20 protein-coding genes are annotated in these 25,273 nt (G+C 70.9%); 16 read left to right on the plus strand and 4 right to left on the minus strand.

All coding sequences use genetic code 11. The features are described 5' to 3' along the window. The first annotated feature begins 255 nt into the window (after positions 1 to 255). The 5 genes from xylB to LPW41_RS12145 all read left to right on the plus strand — a co-directional run bounded on the left by xylB (position 256) and on the right by LPW41_RS12145 (position 7,210). On the plus strand, positions 256 to 1,647 hold the full coding sequence (gene xylB, locus LPW41_RS12125; protein ID WP_230704975.1) for a xylulokinase: 1,392 nt from the start codon (positions 256 to 258) through the stop codon (positions 1,645 to 1,647). A 395-nt stretch (positions 1,648 to 2,042) separates the two neighbouring features. Then, entirely contained in the window at positions 2,043 to 2,879 is an 837-nt protein-coding gene (locus LPW41_RS12130; RefSeq protein ID WP_230704976.1) for a class II fructose-bisphosphate aldolase, read from the plus strand. A 5-nt stretch (positions 2,880 to 2,884) separates the two neighbouring features. Then, a complete protein-coding gene (locus LPW41_RS12135; protein WP_230704977.1) occupies positions 2,885 to 4,321 on the plus strand; it encodes an L-fuculokinase in 1,437 nt (478 codons plus the stop codon). 34 nt (positions 4,322 to 4,355) lie between these two features. Continuing rightward, the gene (locus tag LPW41_RS12140) at positions 4,356 to 5,807 is read left to right on the plus strand and encodes an FGGY family carbohydrate kinase (protein ID WP_230704978.1); all 1,452 of its coding nucleotides are present in this window, start codon (positions 4,356 to 4,358) and stop codon (positions 5,805 to 5,807) included. Between the two features lie 59 nt (positions 5,808 to 5,866). Then, positions 5,867 to 7,210 carry an FGGY family carbohydrate kinase gene (locus tag LPW41_RS12145; protein ID WP_230704979.1) on the plus strand — a complete coding sequence of 448 codons (1,344 nt, stop codon included), beginning with the start codon at positions 5,867 to 5,869 and terminating at the stop codon, positions 7,208 to 7,210. A gap of 6 nt (positions 7,211 to 7,216) precedes the next feature. On the opposite strand, the gene LPW41_RS12150 is transcribed toward LPW41_RS12145, so the two are convergent. Continuing rightward, positions 7,217 to 7,963, minus strand: coding sequence for a GntR family transcriptional regulator (locus LPW41_RS12150; protein WP_230704980.1), 747 nt, complete (start codon positions 7,961 to 7,963; stop codon positions 7,217 to 7,219). A 237-nt stretch (positions 7,964 to 8,200) separates the two neighbouring features. On the opposite strand from LPW41_RS12150, the gene LPW41_RS12155 reads away from it, so the two are divergent. The 9 genes from LPW41_RS12155 to LPW41_RS12195 all read left to right on the plus strand — a co-directional run bounded on the left by LPW41_RS12155 (position 8,201) and on the right by LPW41_RS12195 (position 19,079). After that, a complete protein-coding gene (locus tag LPW41_RS12155) occupies positions 8,201 to 9,271 on the plus strand; it encodes a sugar ABC transporter substrate-binding protein (protein WP_230704981.1) in 1,071 nt (356 codons plus the stop codon). Between the two features lie 32 nt (positions 9,272 to 9,303). Then, positions 9,304 to 10,809, plus strand: coding sequence for a sugar ABC transporter ATP-binding protein (locus tag LPW41_RS12160; RefSeq protein ID WP_230704982.1), 1,506 nt, complete (start codon positions 9,304 to 9,306; stop codon positions 10,807 to 10,809). Next, entirely contained in the window at positions 10,806 to 11,828 is a 1,023-nt protein-coding gene (locus LPW41_RS12165; protein ID WP_230704983.1) for an ABC transporter permease, read from the plus strand. Before LPW41_RS12160 ends, LPW41_RS12165 begins: the two co-directional genes overlap by 4 nt. 27 nt (positions 11,829 to 11,855) lie before the next feature. Next, positions 11,856 to 12,422 carry an SIS domain-containing protein gene (locus LPW41_RS12170; RefSeq protein ID WP_230704984.1) on the plus strand — a complete coding sequence of 189 codons (567 nt, stop codon included), beginning with the start codon at positions 11,856 to 11,858 and terminating at the stop codon, positions 12,420 to 12,422. A gap of 135 nt (positions 12,423 to 12,557) precedes the next feature. Further along, the gene (locus LPW41_RS12175; RefSeq protein WP_230704985.1) at positions 12,558 to 13,526 is read left to right on the plus strand and encodes a LacI family DNA-binding transcriptional regulator; all 969 of its coding nucleotides are present in this window, start codon (positions 12,558 to 12,560) and stop codon (positions 13,524 to 13,526) included. Positions 13,527 to 13,759: 233 nt separating this feature from the next. Next, positions 13,760 to 14,476 carry an L-ribulose-5-phosphate 4-epimerase gene (locus LPW41_RS12180; RefSeq protein ID WP_144785930.1) on the plus strand — a complete coding sequence of 239 codons (717 nt, stop codon included), beginning with the start codon at positions 13,760 to 13,762 and terminating at the stop codon, positions 14,474 to 14,476. After that, positions 14,473 to 16,056: a xylulokinase gene (locus tag LPW41_RS12185; protein WP_230704986.1), complete on the plus strand. Its 1,584-nt coding sequence runs from the start codon at positions 14,473 to 14,475 to the stop codon at positions 16,054 to 16,056. Before LPW41_RS12180 ends, LPW41_RS12185 begins: the two co-directional genes overlap by 4 nt. 17 nt (positions 16,057 to 16,073) lie before the next feature. After that, on the plus strand, positions 16,074 to 17,585 hold the full coding sequence (gene araA / locus LPW41_RS12190; protein ID WP_230704987.1) for an L-arabinose isomerase: 1,512 nt from the start codon (positions 16,074 to 16,076) through the stop codon (positions 17,583 to 17,585). 426 nt (positions 17,586 to 18,011) lie between these two features. Then, the gene (locus LPW41_RS12195) at positions 18,012 to 19,079 is read left to right on the plus strand and encodes an SDR family oxidoreductase (RefSeq protein ID WP_230704988.1); all 1,068 of its coding nucleotides are present in this window, start codon (positions 18,012 to 18,014) and stop codon (positions 19,077 to 19,079) included. Positions 19,080 to 19,139: 60 nt separating this feature from the next. Here LPW41_RS12195 and LPW41_RS12200 read toward each other — a convergent pair whose 3' ends face one another. After that, positions 19,140 to 19,685 carry a hypothetical protein gene (locus tag LPW41_RS12200; RefSeq protein ID WP_144832193.1) on the minus strand — a complete coding sequence of 182 codons (546 nt, stop codon included), beginning with the start codon at positions 19,683 to 19,685 and terminating at the stop codon, positions 19,140 to 19,142. Further along, on the minus strand, positions 19,682 to 21,259 hold the full coding sequence (locus LPW41_RS12205) for a deoxyguanosinetriphosphate triphosphohydrolase family protein (protein ID WP_230704989.1): 1,578 nt from the start codon (positions 21,257 to 21,259) through the stop codon (positions 19,682 to 19,684). Before LPW41_RS12205 ends, LPW41_RS12200 begins: the two co-directional genes overlap by 4 nt. Positions 21,260 to 21,320: 61 nt before the next feature. On the opposite strand from LPW41_RS12205, the gene LPW41_RS12210 reads away from it, so the two are divergent. Both LPW41_RS12210 and LPW41_RS12215 read left to right on the plus strand, forming a co-directional pair. Next, positions 21,321 to 21,737, plus strand: a complete 417-nt coding sequence (locus LPW41_RS12210) for an amidohydrolase family protein (protein WP_230704990.1) — start codon at positions 21,321 to 21,323, stop codon at positions 21,735 to 21,737. 308 nt (positions 21,738 to 22,045) lie between these two features. Next, complete coding sequence (locus tag LPW41_RS12215; protein ID WP_056224106.1) at positions 22,046 to 22,828, plus strand: alpha/beta fold hydrolase; 783 nt, start codon at positions 22,046 to 22,048, stop codon at positions 22,826 to 22,828. Between the two features lie 86 nt (positions 22,829 to 22,914). Here the strand turns inward: LPW41_RS12215 and LPW41_RS12220 are convergent, their stop codons facing one another. Beyond that, positions 22,915 to 25,269: a glycoside hydrolase family 3 N-terminal domain-containing protein gene (locus LPW41_RS12220; protein ID WP_230704991.1), complete on the minus strand. Its 2,355-nt coding sequence runs from the start codon at positions 25,267 to 25,269 to the stop codon at positions 22,915 to 22,917. Positions 25,270 to 25,273 lie beyond the last annotated feature (4 nt).

Consider the following 25,273-nt stretch of genomic DNA (forward strand, 5'->3'; position numbering starts at 1 on the left):
TCGGAAGGGGTCCGGATGCCGCGGCATCCGGGCCCCTTCGCGTCACTTCCGCTGCGGTCGAGTCGCGCATCCCGCTCGGCATCCCGCCCGTACGCTGAGTGTCCGAAACACCCGGACGAATTCGAAAAGTCTCCGGGTGTTTTGGACACTCAAGAGGGCGGGGCGAGACGGGGCCTCGGCGCCACGGGGCCGCACCCCGCAACACAGACAACTCGGACCGCGCCGACGGAGGCGCGGCGGACAGAAGGGCAGAGCATGGCGCTCGTCATGGGAGTCGACTCGTCGACGCAGTCGTGCAAGGTCGTCGTCGTCGACGCCGAGACCGGGAAGGTCGTGCGCGAGGGGCGCGCGTCGCACCCCGCCGGCACGTCGGTCGATCCCGCGGCGTGGTGGAAAGCGCTTCAGGATGCCATCGCCCAGGCCGGCGGTCTCGATGAAGTCGCCGCGGTGTCGATCGCGGGTCAGCAGCACGGCATGGTCGTGCTCGACGCCGAGGGGGCCGTCATCCGCGACGCCCTGCTCTGGAACGACACCCGGTCGGCGCAGGCCGCGCGCGACCTCATCGACGAAGTGGGCGCGGAGGCGTTCGCCGAGCGGACGGGTGCCGTGCCGGTCGCCTCGTTCACCGGCACCAAGCTTCGATGGTTGCGCGACGCCGAGCCGGACAACGCCGCGCGCGTCGCCGCCGTGGCCCTGCCCCACGATTGGCTGACCTGGCGTCTGCGCGGATTCGGCCCGGGCAACGCCGTTCTCGAGGAGCTCGTCACCGACCGGTCCGACGCCTCGGGCACCGCGTACTGGGGCGCCGACGGCTACGACCTCGACCTATTCCGACGCGCCCTCGGGCACGATGCCGTGCTGCCGCGCGTGCTCGGTCCGTGGGAGAGCGCGGGGACGCTGCCCGGCGGCGCCCTCGTCGGCCCCGGGGCGGGAGACAACGCCGGCGCGGCGCTCGGCCTCGGCGCGGGCGTGGGCGACGTGGTCGTCTCGCTCGGCACCTCGGGCACCGTGTTCGCCGTCACCGACACCCCGGCCCGCGATGCGACGGGCGCGGTGGCCGGCTTCGCCGACGCCACGGGGCGCTTCCTGCCCCTGGTGGCCACCCTCAACGCCGCCCGGGTGCTCGACGCCTTCGCGGGGCTCCTCGGCGTGTCCCACGACGAGCTCGGGGCCCTGGCACTCGAGGCCGAGCCCGGTGCCGGCGGCGTGGTGCTCGTGCCGTGGTTCGAGGGCGAGCGCACGCCCAACCTGCCGCACGCGCAGGCCTCGCTGACCGGCCTGACCCTGGCATCCACGAACCGCCCGAATTTCGCGCGCGCCGCCATCGAGGGCATGCTGAGCGGGCTCGCCGTCGGGCTCGAGGCGATCCAGGCGCAGGGTGTCGAGGTGCGCCGCGTGCTGCTGATCGGCGGTGCCGCCGCGAACGAGGGCGTCGCCCGCATCGCCGCGCAGGTGTTCGACGCCGAGATCGTCGTCCCGGCCGCAGGTGAGTACGTCGCGCTCGGCGCGGCCCGTCAGGCGGCGGGCGTGCTCGCCGGCGGACCGGTCGAGTGGACCGTATCGACCACGCGGGCCGTCGAGCCCGACCACCGCCCCGAGATCCGCGAGCGGTACGACGTGGTGGCGGCTCTGCGCGCGACGGAGTAGTGACACAGCGCACTCATAGGCCAAAGTAGAGGCGGGTCCGTCGGCGTCTTGTAAGGGGGGCGTCGGCGGACTCTCTGCGGGAGCGCTCCCCCGGAGCGGCTCCGGCCCGATTCGATCGCCGTGCGCCCGCGCATCCGTCCGCCGCGCAGGGGTCGCGACAGCGGCGGGCTCCGCCTCTTCCTCCGCGCGCGTTGCGCTCCGTCCCCGGTGCGTGTGATCGGTCGTCGGTCGCATCCTCGAGCGTCGGTCGATCACCGTCGTCCATGTTGTACGTACAGACTGGACGATATGGACGTTGCGCACTACGCTGACATCCAACGCGGAAGGGACCGCGGACGGATCGACCCGGGACGCCTCGCCGTCCCGCCTCCGTCACCACAACGGAGGGACTGCCCATGCCTTTGGTCAGCGGACACGACGTCATCCAGCACTGCACGGCCCGTGGGCTCGTGGCGGGGGCGTTCAACACCACGAACATCGAGACGACCATGGGCATCATCGATGCTGTCGAGAAGGTCGGTGTGCCGACCTTCATCCAGGTCGCTCCGACGAACGTGAAGCTTTCCGGCTACGAGTACGTGTACGACATGGTCGCGCGGCGCCTGGCGGACACGACCGTGCCGGTCGCCCTGCACCTCGACCACGGCAAGTCGCTCGCGGCCGTCGAAGCGGCTCTGGCCGCCGATTTCACCTCGATCATGATCGATGCCTCCGAGGAACCTCTTGCGGAGAACACCGCGATCTCGGCGACGGCGCGGCGCATGTGCGGTGCCTCGATCGCGCTCGAGGCGGAACTCGGCAGTATCGGCGGCAAGGAGGACGATGTCGCCCCCGAGTTCGCCAGCACGACAGACCCCGCACAGGTGTCCGACTTCGTCGCGGCCGTCGGCTGCGACATGCTCGCGGTGTCGGTGGGCAACGTGCACGGGTATGCGCCGAACGCGCGCATCGATTTCGATCTCCTCGAGCGCGTCCGCGCGGCGAGTTCCGTTCCCCTCGTGATCCACGGCGGCTCGGGGCTGCCCGAGGAGCAGCTCGGCCGCTTGGCGGACTTCGGTGTGGTCAAGGTCAACGTCGCGAGCGATCTGCGCAACGCCATGATCCGCAGCTTCGGCGAGGCGTACGCCGCGAACCCGAACGAGAACTCCCTCATCCGGGTTTCCCTCGACGCGGTGGCGGCGATCTCCGAGGTCGTCGAGCGTCGTATCCGCATGCTCAACCCTTCCCTCTGACGCGCATGACCCCCACGATCACGGTCGACATCGGCACCACGAGCGTCAAGCTGTGCGTGTTCGACGGCGACGGCGCCCTGCTCGTCTCTCGCCGCGTCGCGACCCCCACCGTCGGCGACGGGATCGGCGAGGTCTACGACGTCGAGGCGTTGCTGGATGCCGTGCGCGATTTCGTGGCGGACCTCGATCCGGCGCTGCGTCGATCGGTGCAGCGGATCGCGCTCGCGGGCGTGGGGGAATCGGGGGGGCTCGTCGGCCCCGACCTCTCGCTGCGTTCGCCCATGATCCTCTGGCACGATCAGCGTGGCGCCGCCCTGTTGCGCGACATCACCCCCGCCCAGCGGGAACGCGTGTACGCCCTAACCGGCTTGCCCGTCAATGCGAATTACGCGCTGTCGAAGGTGGCCTGGGCGCTGGCCCACTCCGACAGCGCGGACGCCCTCTGGCTCAACGTGTCGGAGTTCGTCGCCGCGCATCTGACCGGGCGCCGCTGGTCCGAGCCCTCGCTCGCGAGTCGCACGATGGCCCTCGACCTGCGCGAGCGGCGCCCTTCGCGCGAGGTCTGCGCCCTCTTCGGCGTCGATCCGGCGGTCTTTCCGCCCCTGCGGCCGGCGTCTCACGGCGTCGCGATGGACCCCGCCGTCTCCCGTGCCTGGGGTCTCGATGAGGTGACCGTCCACGTCGCCGGTCACGACCACATGGTCGGGGGCGTCGGCGCCGACCTGCAGCCGGGCGAGATGCTGGATTCCACCGGGACCACGGAGGGCATCCTCACGCTCCTGGATGAACCCCGAACGGATGCCGCGACCGCGGCGACCAAGATCGCGGGCGGTCTCGCCTGCGACGGGGAGCTCTACACGCTGTTCGCGTCGATCCCGACGGGCGGATCGGCCTTCGCGACGCTGCGTACGCTCCTCGCCGTCGAGGAGGCGGATGCGCGGGCGCTCATCGACCAGGCGCATGTCACCTATCTCTCCGGGCGGCTCGATCTCGATCGGATCCCCTTGGTGCTGCCGCGCTTCCGTGGCAGTCCGCCCCCCGAGAAAGATGCGACCGCGCGAGGCGCCATCGCCGGGGTGGGCACCGACACGACCGCGCTCGAGCTCGTGTTCGGCTGCTTCCTCGGACTCGTCCGCCAGTTTGCGGACGTCTGGGGCCTCTTCGGCAGCGAACTGGACCGCGTGAAGGTCATCGGGCCGGCGGCATCCAATTCCCTCTGGGTGCAGCTCAAGGCCGACCTGCTCGGGGTTCCCGTCAGCGTCGCCGGGGTCGACGAGGTCGTCTCCCGCGGAGCGCAGGCGCTCGCGCACGGGGTCCGGCGGCCGTGGGAGACCTCCCTCCCGCATGACGTCTCTCCCGACGCGGAACGCCACCGGCGGCTGCGGCAGTGGGCTGCGGCCACCGCGGCCCGGTGGGAACACCTCAAGGCGATGCCGGCGTGAGCGCGGCAGCGTCCTCCGAACGAAAGGCGCAGCGATGAGGCTCGTCGCAGGTATCGACTCGTCCACGCAGAGTTGCAAGGTCACCGTGCGCGATCTCGACACGGGGGTCTGCATCCGCGAGGGATCCGCTTCCCACCCGGTCGAGACGATCGTCGACCCCGAGGTGTGGTGGAACGCGCTCCTCGAGGCCGTGCGCGCGGCCGGAGGACTGCACGACGTGCTCGCGGTGTCGGTGAGCGGTCAGCAGCACACGCCGATCTTCCTCGACGAGACAGGCACGCCCGTCGCGGCCTCCCCGCTCTGGAACGACGTGGGCTCGCACCCGCACATGGTCGCGCTGAACGCCGAGCTCGGCCGCGACACCTGGATCCGGCGCACCGGCCTGCCCCTCACGCTCTCGGACACGGTGGTCAAGGCGCGCTGGCTGCGGGACGAGTTCCCGGATGCCGCGGCCCGCACCGCGGCCATCGCGGTCGTGCACGACTGGCTCACGTGGCGCCTGCGCGGTTTCGGCCCCGGGACGGGCGGGGTCGACAACCTCGTCACGGACAGGTCGGAGGCGTCGGGGACCGGGTACTGGTCGGGCGAGACGGGGGAGTACACCCCCGATCTCCTCGTTCACGCGTTCGGTCGACCGGTCGTGCTGCCCGTCATCCTCGGCCCCCTGGACCGGGCCGGAGTCACGGCCGCGGGACTTCCCGGCATCCCCGCGGGCCTTCCGATCGGGGTCGGCAGCGGAGATAACGCCGCCGCAGCCCTCGCGCTCGGACTCGAAGAGGGTGACGCCGTACTCAGCCTGGGCACGTCGGGTGTTGTCTATGCGAGGACGTCCTCTCCGGTCCACGACTACGCGGGCTACGTCTGCAGCTACGCCGACGCCACCGGTGATCATCTCCCCATCGTCGCGACCCTCAATGCGGCGCGGAACCTGCAGGTCGGCGCGGAGCTGCTGGGGTGCACGCACGATGAACTCGCCGAGCTGGCGCTGACCGCCTCACCCGGGGCGGAGGGGCTGACGCTGCTGCCGTACTTCGAGGGCGAGCGCACGCCCGACCTTCCACACGCGCGGGCGGCGCTGCTCGGTGCCAGTCTGTCGAACTTCACGCGAGCGAACATGGCGCGTGCGATCGTCGAGGGAACGGTGGCGAGCCAGGTCGCGATGCTCGACGCGCTCGCGGCGTGCGGGGTGCACTCCCGGCGGCTGCTCGTCATCGGCGGTGCGGCGAAGAACCCGGCCGTGCAGCGCGTGCTGGCAGAGCTCGTGGACCTTCCCCTGGGCGTGCCGACCGCGGACGAGTACGTCGCGAAGGGCGCCGCGATGCAGGCGGCGGCCGCGCTCACCGGCTCCTTCCCCCTCTGGTCGGTGGAGACGTCGCCCGTCGCCCCCGCGCCCCCCGCGCCCCAGATCGTCAGGCAGCACCACGACGCGCAGATCGCCCTCGGCCACCTCGCGAGTGCACCCGCCCCCGCGCCCGCGCGCGTCTGATCGACGCCGCTAAGGTCGAGGGGAAGGCGCTCGTCCTCGACCCCCGGGAGGAATCGACGGTGACCCTGCGCGTACGCCTCCCCGTCGCGGTGGGCATCGACGTCGGCAGCACCAACACCAAGGTCGTGGCGGTCACCGCCGACGGGGCGGTCGTCGCTCGAGCCGGCCGTCCCACCCGCCGTGCCGGAACCGACCTCGCCGTCGACGCGGCCGCCCTGGTGCTCGCGATCGAGGACATGGTCGTCGAAGTCTGCGGCGACAGCCGCGTGATCCACGCCCTGTGCGTCGCCGGCATCGGGGAGGACGGCGTGCTCGTGGATGCCGGGCTGCGCCCGCTCACCCCCGCGCTGGCGTGGTTCGACCCGCGCCGTCACGCCGTCTTCGACGCTCTGCGCCCCGAGCTGGTCGGCGACGACACCTTCGACGTCGACACCGACCCGGTTCGCTCGCTCGTCGGCTGGAGGTGGGCTCGCGCGCAGGCGGGCGCCGATCGCGCCGCCGCATGGATCGCCCTCACCGATCTTCCGTCCGTCTCCTGGACGGGCCGCGCCTTCCTCAGCGACACGCTGGCGCCGCGCACGGCCGCGTGGCGCAGCGGTGAGCGCGCCTGGGCCCACGACCGTGTGACTCTGACCCTCGGCGACGAGCGTCTTCTTCCGCCCGTCGTCGCGACCGGGGACGTGGTCGGGGAGATCGTGTCGCCGGCGCTCCGCGCGGCGGGGGTCGTGACCTCGGATGCCATCGCCGTGGCGGGCGGCCACGATCACCCGATCGGAGGGTGGGGCGTGCAGTTGATGGTCCCGGGCGCCGTGCTGGATTCGATGGGCACGGCCGAGGTGGTGGTCGCGCAGTCGGCCTCTTCGCGGGTGCGGGGTGACGACCACGTGGATGTCGCTCCCGGTATCCGTGCCAGCGGCAGCACTCTGCTGCGTGTGGAGGAACTGGCGCGCAACGTGCAGTGGGCCTCGCGCGATGCCGAGGTGGCCCGCGCGATCAGGCACCTCTTGATCGGACGGGCCGAGCCGCTCCCGGTGTGGGAGTCGGGCTGGTTCGTTCCGGGGCAGCGGGGCGGGGGGCAGCCGTCGTACGCCGTCGATGCTCCGGCAGATCCTCGGGCCCGTGCTTCCGCGGTGCTGGGGGCGCTCGCCGTGGCCGGCCGCGACGCGGTGGACGCGGTGCGTCACGATGTCGGCGGGGTGGCCGAGGTCCGTATGGCCGGGGGGTGGGTGCGCTCTCCCGGGTGGATCGCGCTGAAGGCCGCTGTCAACGGTGCCCCGGCGGTGCCGGTCCTTGAGCCGGAGGTCACGGCCGTGGGGGCCGCCCTGTTGGCGGCGACCGCGCGGGGGTGGACCCCCGACCCGGTCGACGCGCTCGGGGGTTTCGTCAGCGGGATGCTGGGATGAGCCCGGTCAGCTGGCCGAAACGCTGACCTCGAGGGGGATGACGTCGGTGAGCACCCACGTCTCGTAGTAATCGAACCGTGTTCCATCGGCCGCCCACGACGAGGAGCGCACGCGCAGCACGGGGTGGCCCGGTTCGACGTCGAGGTGAGCGGCGACCGCGTCCGGTGAGGCGAGGGCGTGGATGACCCGCTGCGCGCCGCTGCTGATGAAGCCCGCTGATCGGAGGTGGCTGTTGAGCGAGGCCGAGCCATCGAGCACGCCCGATTCGCTCGCGATCGTCCGTGCCACGTCGCGGGGGAACCAGTTCGTGCTGTACATGGCCCGGCGTCCGTCGAGCGCGCGGACGCGCTCCAGCGCGAACACCTCGGTGTCGGGGTCGACGCGCAGGGCGTCCGTGACGTGGGTCTCGGGGGTGACGTAGCCCGTGTGCACGACGGTGGTCGTGATGCCGGTCCGTCCGTGCCGCAGCTGCGATTCGAGGAACCCTTCCTGGACGGTCCACCCCGCCGTTTGACCGGGGATGCTCGCGAACACCCCGCGGCGGGGGATGCGGTGCGCGTAGCCGTCGTTCTCGAGCTTGGTCAATGTCTGCCGCACCGTCGCCCGCGAGAGTCCGAACTCACGGCACAGCTCCAGTTCGCTCGGCAGTCGTTCCTCTTCGGCGATCTCGCCCTGAGCGATCTGCTCGCGCAGGATCTCGTAGAGCTGCTCGTAGTACGGCACGGGGGAGACCCGTTCGATCGTGTGCACCACGTGATTCTCCTCGTCGTCGTGCGCATCGTCGCGCCTTCGTCGTACGTTTGGTTCTGACTGTACAGACGGTGCGGATACCCGATCCCGCGAACCCCCGAACCTTCGTCTGTTCGCATCTTCCGATTTGCGCTGTACATTCTGTACGTACAAGACGTACGATACGGGCAGGGCTTCGGTCCTGTACAGCGAAACCGCCATCTACCCCAGAGGCTTCTGCACTTCAGAGAGGAAGTACGCATGCGAACTTCACCCATCACCGGACTCGCCCTCCTCGGCGCCGGCGCGCTGCTGCTCGCCGGATGCGCGGGAGGTGCATCCGGCGACGCCGGCTCCGGCGCCGGCGAGCCGGCCGACACCCCGCTGAGCTACTCGCAGCCGCACACCGACCCGTTCCAGAACGCCGAGAACGTCGGCTCCATGGAGCGCTTCGCCGAGCTCGGCTACGCCACCATCCCGGCGACCAACGCCGACCGCGACGCCGCACAGCAGATCACCGACATCCAGACGCTCATCAACAAGGGCGCCAAGGGCCTGGTCATCTCGGTCGGCGACGCCGACGCGATCGTCCCGGCCATCGAGTACGCCAACGACTCGAGCGTTCCGATCGTCGCCATCGACGAAGCTCCCGCCTCCGGCAAGATCGCCATGATCGTGCGCGCCGACAACGTGCAGATGGGCGAGCTCGCCTGCGAGGAGATGGGCAAGCGCGTCGCCGCCGACGCTGTCGTCGTCACCCTCGACGGCGACCCGGTCACCTCGAACGGTCGCGACCGCACGAACGGGTTCAACGACTGCATGGCGTCGAAGTACCCGGGCGTCAAGCTCGTGAACGTCGCCACCGAGTGGGACCCCGCGAAGGCGGCATCCGGAATCGAGACCGCGCTGAACCAGTACGGCAACGTCGCGGGCATCTACAACCAGAGCGACGCCACCTTCTTCCCGACGATTCTCGACACGCTCCAGTCGGCCGGCAAGCTCGTGCCCGCGGGGCAGTCGGGCCACATCGTGCAGGTCTCGGTCGACGCCAGCCCGATGGCGATGAACGCGATCCGCGACGGATGGCTGGATGCCGCCGTCGCCCAGCCCATGACCGACTACATCGACTACGGCGTCGACTACCTCACCCGCGCCATCAAGGGCGAGACGTTCCAGGCGGGGGCGACCGATCACGGCAGCACGATCGAGGAGCGTAACGGCAACCTCGTCGACCTGCTGCCCACGCCCGTCGTGACCAAGGACAACGTCGAGGACCCGAACCTCTGGGGCAACAAGCAGTTCGCCCTCGACGCGTTCGGCGTCAGCAAGTAATCCGGCCATCACCCCAGCGAGACGGAGACGTCATGACCACCCTTACGACCACCGTGCCTGCCATCCGCATCGACGGCGTGAGCAAGACCTATGGTGCGACCAAGGCCCTCCAAGACGTCTCCGTCTCGATCCTCCCCGGCCAGGTCCACGGCCTGATCGGACGCAACGGCGCGGGCAAGTCCACCCTGTTGCGCATGATCACGGGCCTCGAGACGCCCGACACCGGGACGGTGAGCTTCTTCGGGGAGGCCGCTCCCCCGGCATCCGATCCGAAAGCCTGGCAGCAGCGTGTCGCCTGCGTCTACCAGCGGCCCTCGGTCTTCGCGAACCTCACCATCGCGGAGAACCTCTTCGCGGGGCGTCTGCCCACCACGGGAGCGCGCGTGTCGTGGACGAAGATGCAGTCCGAGGCCGAGCGGATCCTCGACGCGTGGAACATCCGTCTCGACCCCAAGCTGCTGCTCGCGGACGCCCCGATCGAGGAGCGCCAGATGCTCACGATCGCGAAGGCGCTCGAGGCGGGCACGCGCATCGTTCTGCTCGACGAGCCCACGGTCCAGCTCGAGGGCGCGGCCATCCGGCGGCTGTTCGATAAGGTGCAGGAACTGCAGGAGGCCGGCGTCACCTTCGTCTTCGTCTCCCACTTCCTCCGGGAGGTCACCGCGATCTGCGATTCGGCGACCGTCCTGCGCGACGGCAAACTGCTCTGGTCGCGCGTGGGTGACGAGATCCGCTCCGACGACCTCGTCGACGCGCTCCTCGCCGGCCAGGAGCAGCGTCGGCACCGCGCCGAGAACGCCGCCCCGGCCCTCGACGCACGACCCGCCGTGCAGCTGCGCGGCGCCACGGATCGCGAGGGGGCGTTCACGGACGTCAGCCTCTCGGTCGCCCCGGGCGAGCTGATCGCCATCGGCGGCGTGGGCGGGTCGGGTAAGTACTCGGTCGGCGAGGCCATCGCGGGACTCCGGTCCCTCGGCGGCGGAGAGATCGTCGTCGCCGGGGAGCCCATCCGCACGGGAGACGTGAAGGCGAGTCAGCGGGCCGGCATCGGATTCGTCCCGGCCGACCGGCACAAGGACGGCTACGTCCCGCAGCTGAGCGTTGCCGAGAACACGACGATGGGCGTCATGGACCAGCTGGCGCCGCGGGGCTTCTTCTCGCCGCGCGCGCAGACCGAGATGTCGCGGACGCTTATCGACGACGTGGCCCTCGTCCCGCCGGACCCTCGCCTCGCCGTGTCCGGACTGAGCGGGGGGAACCAGCAGAAGGTCGTGCTCGCCCGCGCCCTCGCGCGATCCCCGCGTGTGCTGGTGCTCATCTCGCCCACCGCGGGTGTCGACATCGCGGCGAAGGACGCCATCTACGCCCTGATGCTGCGAGCCCTCGCCGACGGTGTCGCGGTCATCCTCATCTCCGACGACGTCGAGGAGCTGCTCGTCAGCCCCCGCGTCCTGATCATGCGCGAGGGACGGATCTCGTCCGAACTCGCCGACCCCACCGAAGAAGACATCGTTCGAGCCATCGAAGGCCTGGAGTGAACACCGTGCGAACCACCGTCGTCAGAACCCCCGTCAGCGCCCCGAACCCCGTGGTGCGCTCCGTCGTGAAGAACGTGCGCGAGCTGAGCGTCCTGCCGGGCCTCATCATCGTCGCGATCGTCGGAGCCGTCGTCAGCCCCGCGTTCCTCTCCGCCGCCAACCTCACGCTGATCCTGCGTCAGTCCGCCGAGCTCGGGATCGTCGTCATCGGTCTGACGTTCATCCTCATCACCGGCAAGCTCGACATCTCGCTGGAGTCGACCGTGGGCCTCGCCCCGATGGTCGCCGCATGGCTGATGGTGCCCGCGGTGACGGGCGGACTCGGATCCGAGATCGGTCCCGGTTTCGCGATCCTCGTCACCCTGGCGATCGGTGTCGTGATCGGGTTGATCAACGGCTTCCTCGTGGTGAAGGTCAAACTCGATCCCTTCATCGTGACGTTGGCGATGCTGATCCTCTTGCGCGGCATCACGCTCGGCGTCAGCCAGGGGAAGACCCTCGCCGGCCTCCCCGAGGCCTTCCGCTACGTGGGCTCGGCTCGCTGGGTCGGCATCCCCGCCGCAATCTGGATCACCGGCATCCTGTTCCTCGTCGCCGCCCTCGTGCTGCGCTACACCGCCTGGGGTCGTGCGCTCTACGCGATCGGCGGGAACGCCGACGCGGCCCGGGCCGCCGGCATCCGGGTGGACGCCGTGCTCATCACCGCGTTCGTCGTGGCCAGCGCGCTCGCCGCCTTCGCCGGTCTCATGCTCGCCGGGCGTCTCGCGTCGGTCACCAGCGGCATGGGCGACAACCTCATCTTCAGCGCCCTGGCCGCGGCCGTCATCGGCGGCGTGCAGCTCAACGGCGGACAGGGTCGGATCGTCGGCGCGCTCCTGGGCGTGCTGCTGCTGGGTACTCTGACGAACGTCCTGACCCTGGCCGGCGTGCCCACCTTCTGGATCAACGCCGTCTACGGCGCGGTCATCCTCCTCGCCCTGCTCGTCGGTCGCTGGGGCGGCCGGACGAACACGCACTGACCCCGCGGACGAAAGAAAGGACCGTTCATGTCGGAATTCCAGGAGATCAGCTCGACCGTCGTCGCGGAGCTCGGGGAGGTGTTCAGCCGCGTCCCGGAGCAGAATCTCGGGGCCGCCCTCGACGCCCTGGAGACGCACCAGCGCATCTTCGTGCTCGGGATCGGGCGGGAGGGACTCGGCTCCAAGGCCTTCGCGATGCGGCTGACGCACTTCGGCAAGACCGTGCACTGGGGATGGGACGACACCACCCCCGCCGTGACCGCGGACGATCTGTTCATCATGCCCTCGGGGCCGGCGAACATCCCGCACCTGCACTACATCGCCGAACAGGTGAAGAAGACCGGGGCGACGCTCTTGGTCGCCACTGCCGTGCCGGACGGCCTGACCGCTCAGCTCGCCGATATCGTCCTCACAGTCCCGGCCCACACCTACGGCGCCGAAGACCCCAGCGGCCTCGTGCCTACGATTCAGGCGATGGGGAGCCTGTTCGAGCAGTCGCTCTGGATCTTCTGGGACGTGCTTTACCTCATGCTCGTGCGTCGCACGGGAGCGAAGTTCCACGACCTCGTCGCCCGCCACCGCAACTTCGAGTGACCGGCCCCGAATGTCCCGGTCCACCCCACAGGACCGGGGCATTCGGCTGTTCGGGGGGCGGGGTGACCTTCACGTGTCGGCTCTCGCACCCCGCCCCGCTCGGAGGAGGTGCGTCCCCCGCTACTGTGAGTCACCATGAGCGGCGAGGTCGGGGGCAAGCGCATCGGCGTGCGCGAGGTCGCCGCCGCCGCGGGGGTCTCGACGCAGACCGTCTCTCGCGTGCTCAACGGGTATCCGGGCATCCGCGAAGCGACCCGCGAGCGCGTGCTCGACGCGGTGGCCACCCTCGACTATCGGGTCAACAACGCCGCCCGTGCGCTGGGCACGAGCCTCACGCGCACGGTCGGGGTCGTGGCATCCGACGCCGTCCTGCATGGACCCGCCGCCGGCATCGCCGCCCTCGAACGGGCCGCGCGGGCGCGGGGTCGGTGGATCTCCACCGCGTACACCGACTCCGACGACCCGGCCGACATCGACGCCGCCGTGCGCCACCTGCTCGATCAGGGAGTCGACGGCATCGTGCTGGTCGCCGCCCACGGCGCCACCGCCCTCGACGGTTTCGACGTGCCGATCGTGCCGCTGTACGGCGAGTCCGGGGCCCGCCAGCGCGACGCGGCCGCGCTCGTCGTCGAACACCTCGCCGACCTCGGACACCGTCGGATCATCGAGGTCGCCGGTCCCTCCGACTGGCGCGAATCCCTCGCCCGCACGGCGGGGGTCGCAGACGCCGTCGCCCGCCTCGACCTCGAGCTTGTCGATCGCGCGGAGGGCGACTGGAGCGCGGCATCCGGCTTCGCGCTCTCCGAGGCCGTCGCCGCCCGCGTGCGCGAGGGGGTCACGGCCGTCGCCGTCGCCAACGACCAGATGGCTCTCGGTCTCATCGGGGGGCTCACCGCCCGGGGGCTCGCGGTGCCGGCCGATGTCTCGATCGCGGGATTCGATGACAATCCGGATGCCGCGTTCTACACCCCCGCACTCACGACCGTGCGCCTCGATGTGGAGGGCGAGGCCGCGCACGCGGTCGCGGCCGTGATGGGCGAGTCGTCGGCGCCCCCGGCCGAACCGGTGCTGGTGGTTCGCACGTCGACGGCCTCGCCGCGCTGAGCGGTCGGCCCCCGGGCCGAACTCCGGAAGAACCCGCCGGCGCGGCTTCCGCAGCCCGGCGACCTCAGCGTTCGACCGGAACCGGCGGCGTGGATCTCCGGAGTTCTGCACTGACGTCGCTGCACGGCCGCTCTCGGGGTCAGCCCGGCCGCCGACATCCGCCCCTCGCCAAGACGCGATGTTACCGGTAACATCAAACCCGGCCCCACCCGACCCCGTCGAAGGAGACACGCGTGTCCGCTGCCGCCACGTTCGCACCCGAGGTGCAGGAGGCGATCGACGCCGTCCGCGCCGACGTCGCGAAACTGCACGCCGAGCTCGTGCGCTACAACCTCATCGTCTGGACCGGCGGCAACGTCTCGGGCCGCGTTCCCGGCGCCGACCTGTTCGTCATCAAGCCCTCGGGCGTCTCGTACGACGACCTGGCCCCCGAGAACATGATCCTCTGCGACCTCGACGGCAACGCGATCCCCGGCACCCCCGGCTCTGAGCGCAGCCCCTCGAGCGACACCGCGGCGCACGCCTACGTGTACCGGAACATGCCCGAGGTCGGCGGGGTCGTGCACACGCACTCCACCTACGGCGTCGCCTGGGCCGCCCGCGGCGAGGAGATCCCCTGCGTCATCACCGCGATGGCCGACGAGTTCGGCGGCCCGATCCCCGTCGGTCCCTTCGCCATCATCGGCGACGACTCGATCGGCCGCGGCATCGTCGAGACCCTGCGCGGACACCGCTCGCGCGGCGTGATCATGCAGAACCACGGCCCCTTCACGATCGGCACGAACGCGAAGGACGCCGTGAAGGCCGCCGTCATGCTCGAAGACGTCGCCCGCACCGTGCACATCGCGCGCGAGGCGGGTCCTCTCATCCCGATCCCACAGGACAAGATCGACGCCCTCTACAACCGCTACCAGAACGTCTACGGACAGAGCACGGACGACCGCCGATGAACGCGCAGATCACTGCACTGCTCGAAGAAGGCCGCGCCAGCCTCGGGATCGAGCTCGGCTCCACCCGCATCAAGGCGTGCCTGATCGGCCCCGACACCGAGGTGCTCGCCACCGGCTCCCACGAGTGGGAGAACGTCTACGCCGACAAGCTGTGGACCTACTCGCTGGATGCCGTGTGGTCGGGCCTGCAGTCCGCCTACGCGGCACTGATCGCCGACGTGCAGCAGCGCTTCGGCGTCGCCCCCGAGCGCTACGCCGCGATGGGTGTCTCGGCGATGATGCACGGCTACCTCGCGTTCGACGCCGACGGCGAGCTGCTCGCGCCCTTCCGCACGTGGCGCAACACCAACACCAGTGTCGCCGCCGCCGAGCTCACCGAGCTGCTGGGCGTGAACATCCCGCTCCGCTGGTCGATCGCGCACCTGCATCAGGCCGTCGTCGACGCCGAGCCGCACGTGCGCGAGATCCGCTTCCTCACCACCCTCGCCGGGTACGTGCACGGGAAGCTCACCGGCGAGAAGGTGCTCGGCGTGGGCGATGCCTCGGGCATGTTCCCCATCGACTCCGCCACCCGCGACTACGACGCCGAGCTCGTCGCGCGCTACGACGCGCTCGCCGCAGGTCGCGTGCCCGCGCTGAACGACCTGCTGCCGCGCGTGCTCGTGGCCGGCACCGCCGCCGGCGCGCTGACCGACGAGGGCGCGACGCTGCTCGACCCGAGCGGGACCCTGCGCCCCGGCATCCCGTTCGCTCCCCCCGAGGGCGACGCGGGCACCGGCATGGTCGCGACCTGCGCCGTGGCTCCCCGCACCGGAAACGTCAGCGCCGGCACGAGCATCTTCGCGATGGTCGTGCTCGAACGCCCGCTCACCGAGGTGCACCACGAGCTCGATCTCGTCACGACGCCGGCGGGTGATGCGGTCGCGATGGTGCACTGCAACAACGGTGCGAGCGAGCTGGCCGCGTGGGCGAACATGTTCACCGCATTCGCCGCCGCCGCCGGCACCCCGGTGACCCCGGATGCCACCTACGCGGCGCTGTTCGAGGCGGCGCTGAACGGCGAGGCCGACGCCGGCGGACTGCTGGCCTACAACCACCTCGCGGGCGAGCCCATCGCGGGTCTCGACGAGGGCCGACCGCTCGTCGTGCGCACCCCCGACAGCCGCCTGACGCTGCCGAACTTCATGCGCGCGCAGCTCTACGGCGTGTTCGGCACCCTCGCGCTCGGCATGGACGTACTCCACGGCGAGGGCGTGCAGCTCGACAAGATGTACGCGCACGGCGGCATGTTCCGCACGGCCGGCGTCGCCCAGCGCTTCCTCGCCGCCGCCCTCGACGCCCCCGTCGCGGTGGCCGAGACGGCGTCGGAGGGCGGGGCGTGGGGCATGGCCGTGCTGGCCGCCTACGTCGCCGACGACTCCGGTCGCGACCTCGACACGTGGCTGCGCGAGACGGTGTTCGCCACCGCCCCGATCGTCATCGCCGACCCCGAACCCGCCGACGTGGCCGGTTTCTCGTCCTACCTCGACCGCTACCGCGCAGGCCTCGCCGTCGAGGCCGCCGCCGTGGCATCCCTCTGAAAACGACAGGAAGAAACATGACGCGCACGAAGCTCAAGAACGACCTCGACGGCTACGAGGTCTGGTTCGTCACCGGCAGCCAGAACCTCTACGGCGAAGAGACGCTCACGCAGGTCGCCGAGCAGTCGCAGGCCGTCGTCGAAGGCCTGAACGGCCTGCCGGTGAAGGTCGTCTGGAAGCCCGTGCTGAAGGACTCCGACAGCATCCGCCGCATGGCGCTCGAGATCAACGGTCGCGACGACGTCATCGGCGTCATCGCGTGGATGCACACCTTCAGCCCCGCGAAGATGTGGATCGCCGGCCTCGACGCCCTGCAGAAGCCGCTGCTGCACCTGCACACGCAGGCCAACGTCGAGCTGCCGTGGAACGACATCGACTTCGACTTCATGAACCTCAACCAGGCCGCCCACGGCGACCGCGAGTTCGGGTACATCCAGACGCGCCTCGGCGTCTCTCGCAAGACGGTCGTCGGCCACGTGTCGAACCCGGTCGTGCGCCAGCAGATCGAGGACTGGGAGCGCGCTGCCGCCGGCTGGACCGCCGCCCGTACCCTCAAGCTCGCGCGCTTCGGCGACAACATGCGCTACGTCGCCGTCACCGAGGGCGACAAGACCGAGGCCGAGCTGCGCTTCGGCGTGCAGGTCAACACCTGGGGCGTGAACGAGCTGGTCGAGGCTGTGGAGAAGGCATCGGATGCCGACATCGACGCCCTCGTGCAGGAGTACGTCGACAGCTACGACGTGGTCGACGAACTCCTCCCCGGCGGCGCGCGTCACCAGTCGCTGCGCGACGGCGCGGCGATCGAGCTGGGCCTGCGTTCGTTCCTTGAGGAGGGCGGCTTCGGCGCCTTCACCACCTCGTTCGAAGACCTCGGCGCGCTGAAGCAGCTGCCCGGTCTCGCGGTGCAGCGCCTGATGGCCGAGGGCTACGGCTTCGGCGCCGAGGGCGACTGGAAGACCGCGATCCTCGTGCGCGTCGCCAACGTCATGGGCGCGGGCCTGCGCGGCGGCGCCTCGCTCATGGAGGACTACACCTACGACCTCGTCCCCGGCAACGAGCGCATCCTCGGGGCGCACATGCTCGAGGTCTCGCCCTCGCTGACCACCAAGAAGCCGCGCCTCGAGATCCACGAGCTGGGCATCGGCGGCAAGGACGACCCGGTGCGTCTGGTCTTCACCGCCGACGCCGGCCCCGCGCTGGTCGTCGCGATGAGCGACATGCGCGACCGCTTCCGTCTGGTGGCCAACGTCGTCGAGAACGTCGACGCGCCCGACCTTCCGAAGCTCCCCGTGGGCCGCGCGGTGTGGAAGCCCGCGCCCGACTTCGCGACCTCGGCCGGCTGCTGGCTCGCCGCCGGCGCCGCCCACCACACCGTCATGACGACGGCCGTGGGCATCGAGGTGTTCCGCGACTTCGCGGAGATCGCCAAGACCGAGCTCGTCGTGATCGACGACGACACCACGGTCCGCGGTTTCCAGAGTGAACTGCGCTGGAACCAGGCGTACTACCGCCTGGCCCAGGGCCTGTAAGACCCGTCGCCCCGGGAGCCGCACTGCCCCGGGGTGACGCGGTACGCGCGCGTCCCGCTCTCTCGAGACGCGCTCTCGCCCGACGAGGCCTCCCTATCGCCTCGACGAGCGGATCGTGCCCCGGACCCGGGGCGGCGGTGGGCCGCCGAGGGTCCGGGGCACGTTGTCGTATGGTTCGATCTGCATCTCTCGGGACGTGGATGCCCTGGCATCCGGTGCGGGGGTGCTCGTCCCCATTTCGGTCGGGGTGTGTCCCAGATTGTGCGGTTCGCGGGGTGTTCAGCCCGCACTTTTCGGGACATGGGTGCGGGGGCGTCCGGTGCGCTGGGGGACCTGTCGTCGGCGCCGGGCCGAAGCCCGGCCGAGGAATACGCTTCGACCTCGCACGGTTTCCGTTCGTTCACCTCGATCGATGGGACCCCCGTTTTGACTGCATCCGCACACGCCCTCGTGGTCGGCGCGACCGGTATCGCCGGCGGCGCGCTGATCGACCGACTGTCCGACGAGGGATGGGCGGTGACCGGCCTTTCCCGTCGGCCGGGTGCGGAGCGTCCGGGTGTCGAGTGGCGGTCGGCCGACCTGCGCTCGCCCGAGTCGCTGCGCGCGGCGCTGCGCGACCTGCCCGTCACGCACGTGTTCTTCACGGCGTGGTCGCGGCAGGACACCGAGGCCGAGAACATCGCCGTCAACGGCGGCATGGTCCGTGACCTGCTCGCGGCGCTCTCCGACGCACCGGTGCGTCACGTCGCCCTGATGACCGGGTTGAAGCACTACCTCGGACCCTTCGAGGCGTACGGCCAGGGCGAGATGCCCGACACCCCGTTCCACGAGGACGAGCCGCGACTCGACGTCGACAACTTCTACTACGCGCAGGAGGACGAGCTCTTCGCGGCCGCCCGCCGTCAGGGCTTCACGTGGTCGGTGCACCGTTCGCACACGGTTCTCGGCCATGCCGTCGGCAACGCGATGAACATGGGGCTCACGATCGCCGTCGCCGCCGCGATCAGCCGTCACACGGGCCGGCCGCTCGTCTTCCCGGGCAGCGAGACCCAGTGGAACGGCCTCACCGACGTCACTGATGCCGACCTGCTGGCCAGCCAGATGGTCTGGGCGGCCACGCACCCCGAGGGCGCGGATGAGGCGTTCAACACCGCGAACGGCGACGTCTTCCGGTGGCGCTGGATGTGGCCGCGCATCGCGGCAGACCTGGGTGTCGAGGCGGAGGGATTCGACACCGCCCCGCGCCCGTTCGAACAGCAGATGGCCGATGCGGCGCCGGTGTGGGCCGAGATCGTCGAGCAGCACGGACTCGTCGAACCCGGCATCACGCGCGTCGCCTCGTGGTGGCACACCGATGCCGATCTCGGGCGCGACATCGAGGTCATGACCGACATGTCGAAGAGCCGCCTCGCGGGGTTCACCGAGCATCACCGCACGCGCGACTCGTTCACGAAGCTCTTCGGGCGTTACCGCGCGGCGCGCCTCATCCCCTGAGCCACAGGCGCTGACCCACGGTCCCGAGCTGGCCGTGGCGACCCGTGGTTGCAGGTGCCGTCAGCTCTCAGGGTCGTCGGTGGTCGTCGTCGTGCTGTGCCAGTACGCGGCGGTCTTGCTCCCGAGCCGCACGATCTGGTCGGGGCGAGTGTCGGCATCCGGCCAGAAGCAGAGTTCGTAGCGGTCGGGCGCGGCCTCCTCTTCGAGGACGGTGTCGGCGTCACGGCCGGCATCCATCGCGGTCGCCGACCACCGTGCGCGGTACGACATGACCGGGAGCGTGATCTCGTCGCCGTCGTCGAAACCCCCGAACCACAACACCCGCTGGTCGGGGCGGAAGGACACCTCGACGACGTCCTCCGCTTCACTGAGCGGGGGCTCACTGTCGACCAGCACGACGCGTACGGGAACTGCGCCGGTGTGCAGCCCCGTCCGCAGATCCAGGAGCCCCGGAATCGCTGCGCCGCAGAGCCCGTTCTGCTGTCCGGCGAACGGGCTGCCCGAAACGATCTCACCGAAGCGTTCCTCGGGATGCAGCCAGATGAAGCCGTAGTGCACATGCAGTGGTCGGTCGAAGAGCACCTTCTCCGCGTGCATCTCGGTCACAGCCGCTGCCCCAGCGCCCACAGCCGGTCGGCGCGACCCGAGATCGCCTCCGACAGGGCGAAGGCCTGCGCGTCGGTCAGCGACGCGATGTAGTCGACGATGCCGCGGGAGCGCGCGAGGGTCTCGGCCTCGGCATCCGTCGGGCGGCGCTCGGCGGGCAGCTGCGCGTACTGCTCGCGGGCCAGCGCGATGAGCTCACGCAGGCGCCGCGGCGTGCGGGCGCGGTCGAGGTCGTCGTCGAGCCACTCACCGAGCGCGCGCACCGATCGGGCGAGGATGCGGCTCATGCCGCGTTGCTGGATCGCCAGGTCGGGGCGGCTGAGCACGAACCGTTTGTGCACGAATTTCAACACCTCGACGTGGTGCCAGGCCCAGGGCGAGAGCACGACGGGCCCGGCGCGCGGGGTGTCGAGGGGCCGCAGACGCGCCGACTCCTGGAAGCGGCGGATCCACCGATCCGTGAACCCGGCAAGCCGGCGCTCGGCCGTCAGCGACCCGTCGAACGGGCGCGCGAGCAGGTCGGTGACCATCTCGGCATCCACGTCGCTGACCGCGGCGAGGAAGGCCTCATCGTCGGCGATCCAGGGGTCGTCGCGACGCATCTTGCGGCGCAGGCGCTCGAGACCGGCCCCGGGGGCGAGCTCGGCGCGCACCTCGGCATCGTCGCGCGAACGCCACTCGAGCACGTCGTCGAGCCAGCCGCGGAACTCCGCCGCGATCGGGGCGTGGTCGAGGATGCCGGCGCGATAGAAGTCGTCGACGTCGTGCACCGAGTAGGCGATGTCGTCGGCGAGGTCCATCACCGCGCCCTCGATGCTCTGGCGCAGTGGCTCGGCATCGACGCCCTGACGCGCTTCGGCGAGGTCGTCGAGGTCGATGTCGTACGCGGAGTACTTGTGCACGCGGTACGCGCCGTCGGGGGAGCGGCGGATGCCACGGGGCGGGCCGATCCGCTCGATGTCGGCCGCGCCGACCGACGGAGCCCACGGGTACTTGGCCGAGGCGGCACGGACGGCGGCCGTGAGATTGAGTCCGCGCGGGGCGTTCTCGACCACGTCGAGCGCGGTGAGGATGCGGTAGGTCTGCGCGTTGCCCTCGAATCCGTCGGCGAGGCCCAGCTCGTCGCGGGCGAGCCTGTCGAGGGTGGTCTCGCCGAGGTGGCCGAACGGCGGGTGCCCGAGGTCGTGCGCGTAGGCCGCGGCCTCGACGACGGTGGCGTTGCAGACGTCGCCCTCTCCGGCCTGGCGTGAGCGGGTGTTCAGCTGCAGCGCGACGACACGGGCGATCGCGCTGACCTTGAGCGTGTGGGTAAGGCGGTTGTGCACCGGGGCCCCGCCCATCGACGGCGAGACGACCTGCGTCACGGCCGAGAGTCGCGAGAAGTACGGCGAGAACTGGATGCGCTCGAGGTCGATCGACCACGGATCGGCCCGGGCGTCGTCCCCGTCGGGGTAGACGCGCGAGGCGAGGTTGCCGACGGCGCGCGCGTGGCGCGAGCCCGCGGCGGCCCCGCCGGAGACGGGGTGCGCGAGCGCGGCGGCATCCGGGGGCGTGGTCTCGTCGTGCAGCGTCATCCGGTCCTCTCGCGGCGTCGATGGCGTGGGTCAACGCTAACGCGGCGCCGGGTCGTCGGCAGTGCCGGAGACGACCGCGATCGCCGGTGTTACATTTCGACTCGCCCGCACTGTCGCACTCGAAGATCTCCTCGACGCCGGAACCATCGTGGCCATCGGTTCCGACTGGCCCATCGGGCCCTTCGACCCGCGGGAGATCATCGCGATCGCTGAGATGCGACGGCGGGTGGGCGCGGTCGATATAGGCGCGGTGGTGCCGTCGCAGCGGCTGACACGGGCAGAGGTCCTCACGGCGTACACGCTCTCTGCGGCGCGGACTGCCGGGGTGGACGAGAGGGCGATCGCCCCCGGGCGCAGCGCAAGCTTCACCGTCTTCCAGGGCGACCTTTTCGCCCCGCCCCCGACGACCTGCCTGCCGTGGCCGTACGGGGCACGATCATCGAGGACGTGGTCGGTTCCGCCGCCGTCGACGTCCTGAGCGGTCCCGCCGGCTGAGGTCCCCGCCCCGCCCGGGGCCGGTCCAGAGTCCAGAACACCCGGAGGGCCCGAGAATCCGTCCGGGTGTTCTGGACGTTCGAGCGGTGGTTCTCCGCTGCGTCGAGAGTCAGCCTCGCCGCACCTCGACGTCGACCACGCGCTGTGCGCCGGCCGTGACGCGAGCATGATCGAGCGCATCTCGGAGCTTCATCGGCTCGCGCACTCCCCGCTTATACGCCTCCGTGCCGACCGCCGCAATCATCCGGGCCGCCGTGTATTCGAGAAGGCGCCCGGCTTAACGTTGCCAGTGTGACGCTGAACCATATTCGACGAGGGACGGGCAGCCCGCTGCTGCTGGTGCACGGCTTGGGCGCGGGCTGGCGATCCTGGGCCCCGATCCTCGACGACCTGGCCCGGCACCGTGAGGTCATCGCCGTCGATCTGCCGGGGTTCGGTCAGACACCGCCGCTGTCCGGTGACGTTTCCATCGCCACGTTGACCGACTCCGTCGCGGACTTCATCCGCGAGCAGGGGCTGGATGGGGTCTCCACCGTCGGGCAGTCGATGGGCGGCCGAATCGTGCTCGAGCTCGCGCGGAGGGGAGTCGGCGCAGACACCGTGGCGTTGGACCCCGGCGGCTTCTGGAGTCCCCGTGAGCGTGCCGTCTTCGCCGCCACGCTGCGGCCGTCGATCGCGCTGGTCCGAGCATTGCGCGGCACGCTGCCGGCCCTGCTCGGCAACCCCGTCGGGCGGACGCTGCTCCTGGCGCAGCTGTCAACGCGACCCTGGGCTCTTTCGCGGGAAACCGTGCTGGCGGACGTGCGCGGACTGGCCGATTCCCCCTCGGTCGGAGACGCCATGGACGCCCTCACGAAAGGCCCGCTGCAACAGGGCGCCCCCGCAGGCACGGCACCCGGCCGGGTCACCATCGGGTGGGGTCGGCGCGACCTCGTGACGGTGCCGAAACAGGCCGATCGCGCCACGCGACTGTTCCCCGACGCCTCGCTCCACTGGTTCGAACGGTGCGGCCATTTCCCGCAATGGGACGCCCCCCGCGAAGCGACGCAACTCATCCTCGACCGCACCAGCTGATACAGAGGACTGCGCGACCGTCACCGGCAGCCGGGTTTCCGGGTTCGGCGCGAAACGTCGTGCTCCGTTTCGCGCCGAACCCGGCCTCACCCCCTCCGCACGTCCACCTCGACGATCCGCGCGTCATCGATGCCCAGCTCGTACGCCGGCCCGGTGATCCGCAGCGTCACCGACTCGTCGACCGCCGCGCACGACGGCCCGAGCCGTAGCTCCACCTCGCCCGCCTCGACCACACGTCGCAGCGCACGATCGCTGTAGGCAAGACGCGATGCGGGCACGGTGAAGCGCACGTCGGCGCTCTCGCCGGGATCGAGTTCCACACGCGCGTACGCCACGAGCTGCGCGACGGGGCGCGTGACGGTCGCAACAGCACGATGCGCGTAGATCTGCACGACGTCGGCGCCGCACACGGCTCCGGTGTTCGTTACGCGGGCCGAGACGGTGAACGCATCGCCGGCGCGCGCCTCGGCGGAGATTCCGGATGCCGGCACACCGGCGTCGCGGCGCGCGTGGGTCGCCGTGACTCCGTCCACCCGTAGCTCCCCCCTCTCGAAGGTCGTGTACGACAACCCGAATCCGAACGGGCGCACGGGGGTGGGGTCGGTGCTCGTGACGCCTGACGGCCCGCCCAGCAGGGGGTGGAGGTAGGAGTAGGGCTGCGCACCGGCGGAGCGGGGGAGCGAGACGGGCAGACGCCCCGAGGGGGTGGCGTCTCCGGCGAGCAGCGCGGCCAGCGCGGGCCCGCCCTCCTCGCCGGGGAAGAACGCCTGCAGCACCGCTGCCGGTCCCGCGGCGACGTCGAGCGCCCAGCCCAGGGCATAGGGTCGACCGGTCAGCAGCACGAGCACGACGGGCGTGCCGGTCGCGATGACAGCCTCGACGAGCTGTCGCTGCACGCCGGGCAGCTCGAGGGAGTCGGCGTCGTTGCCCTCGCCGACCGTTCCACGGCCGAAGAGTCCGGACCGGTCGCCGACGACGACGATCGCGACCTCGGCGTCGCGGGCGGCGGACACCGCGGCCTCCAGACCCGAGAGGTCCGTCCCCTCCACCTCGCATCCGCGGGTGTAGGAGACCTCGCCGAACCGCTCGACGAGTGCCTCGCGGACCGTCGGGATCTCGAAGCCCATCGGGGTTCCGGGGTGGTGCGCGAGCACGTGGTTGGCGAACGAATAGCAGCCCATCAGCGCCTCGGCGCTGTCGCCGTTCGGTCCGATGACGGCGATCCGCGTTCCGGCGGCGAGGGGGAGGACGCCGTCGTTTCGCAGCAGCACGGCCGATTCCTCGGCGAGTCGACGCGCGAGGGCGCGATGCCCGGCGTCGTCGAGGTCGATGCTCTGCGGGGGTGCGGAGAAGTCGGCATCCAGCAGCCCGAGGTCTTCCTTCTCGGCGAGCACGCGCGCGACGGCGCGGTCGACGACGGCTTCGGGAAGAGCACCGGATGCCACCCGCTCGGCCAGGAACGGATAGGCGTCGGGGCCGGGGAGCTCGACATCGATGCCCGCCTCGAGCGCGAGCTGAGCGGCCTCGCCGCGGTCGGCGGCGATCCCGTGCATCGAGCGGAGGAACTCCACCGCGAAGTAGTCCGACACGACGGTGCCGTCGAAGCCCCACTGCCGCCGCAGGAGATCGGTCAGCAGCTCGTGCGAAGAGGCCACCGGCACCCCGTCGATCTCGGTGTACGAGTTCATGACGCTGCGTGCGCCGCCGTCGCGCACGGCCATCTCGAACGGCGGCAGGAACACGTCCTGCAGCTCGCGGCGTCCGGCCGACACGGGCGCGTGATTGCGCCCGGCCCGCGAGGCGGAGTACCCCGCGAAGTGCTTCAGCGTGGCGTGCACCCCCGAGTCTTGAAGTCCGCGCACGTAGGCCGTGCCGATCGTGCCGACCACGTACGGGTCTTCGGCGATGCACTCGTCGACGCGTCCCCACCGGGCGTCGCGCACGACGTCGAGCACGGGCGAGAGGCCCTGGTGCACCCCGAGGTCGCGCATCGAGCGACCGATCGCGGATGCCATGGCTTCCACGGCATCCGGATCGAACGACGCGCCCCAGGCGAGGGGCGTCGGGAAGGTCGCCGCCTGCCAGGCCGCGAAGCCCGTGAGGCATTCCTCATGCACGAGGGCGGGGATGCCCAGGCGCGTCTCGGCCTGGAGTCGCCGCTGCTCGCCCCAGAGCCACTCGGCGCGCTCGACCGGGTCGACCGGCCGGGTGCCGTAGACGCGGGTGAGGTGGCCGAGGCCGTGCACGGTGGCATCCGCATAGGCGGTGGTGGTGACCTTCTCCCCCGAGAGCGGGGCGACGACCTCATCGCCCTGGTCGACCCAGTACCCCACGAGCTGCGCGAGCTTCTCGTCGAGGGTCATCTCGGCCACGAGCGCCTGCACGCGAGGGGACACCCCGCTGGCGAGGGCAGCGCCGACGTCGGTGTTGTGGATGGTCATGGTG

It is taken from the genome of Microbacterium sp. JC 701, assembly GCF_021026215.1.
GTDB classification, from domain to species: domain Bacteria; phylum Actinomycetota; class Actinomycetes; order Actinomycetales; family Microbacteriaceae; genus Microbacterium; species Microbacterium algihabitans.

What these genes read in the sequence shown, in the direction of transcription:
- LPW41_RS12155 (WP_230704981.1), top strand. Translation starts at nt 8,201, where the DNA reads ATGCGAACTTCACCCATCACCGGACTCGCCCTCCTCGGCGCCGGCGCG.
- LPW41_RS12130 (WP_230704976.1), top strand. Translation starts at nt 2,043, where the DNA reads ATGCCTTTGGTCAGCGGACACGACGTCATCCAGCACTGCACGGCCCGT.
- LPW41_RS12205 (WP_230704989.1), bottom strand. Translation starts at nt 21,259, where the DNA reads ATGACGCTGCACGACGAGACCACGCCCCCGGATGCCGCCGCGCTCGCG.
- LPW41_RS12185 (WP_230704986.1), top strand. Translation starts at nt 14,473, where the DNA reads ATGAACGCGCAGATCACTGCACTGCTCGAAGAAGGCCGCGCCAGCCTC.
- LPW41_RS12135 (WP_230704977.1), top strand. Translation starts at nt 2,885, where the DNA reads ATGACCCCCACGATCACGGTCGACATCGGCACCACGAGCGTCAAGCTG.
- LPW41_RS12170 (WP_230704984.1), top strand. Translation starts at nt 11,856, where the DNA reads ATGTCGGAATTCCAGGAGATCAGCTCGACCGTCGTCGCGGAGCTCGGG.
- LPW41_RS12140 (WP_230704978.1), top strand. Translation starts at nt 4,356, where the DNA reads ATGAGGCTCGTCGCAGGTATCGACTCGTCCACGCAGAGTTGCAAGGTC.
- xylB (WP_230704975.1), top strand. Translation starts at nt 256, where the DNA reads ATGGCGCTCGTCATGGGAGTCGACTCGTCGACGCAGTCGTGCAAGGTC.
- LPW41_RS12220 (WP_230704991.1), bottom strand. Translation starts at nt 25,269, where the DNA reads ATGACCATCCACAACACCGACGTCGGCGCTGCCCTCGCCAGCGGGGTG.
- araA (WP_230704987.1), top strand. Translation starts at nt 16,074, where the DNA reads ATGACGCGCACGAAGCTCAAGAACGACCTCGACGGCTACGAGGTCTGG.
- LPW41_RS12175 (WP_230704985.1), top strand. Translation starts at nt 12,558, where the DNA reads ATGAGCGGCGAGGTCGGGGGCAAGCGCATCGGCGTGCGCGAGGTCGCC.
- LPW41_RS12160 (WP_230704982.1), top strand. Translation starts at nt 9,304, where the DNA reads ATGACCACCCTTACGACCACCGTGCCTGCCATCCGCATCGACGGCGTG.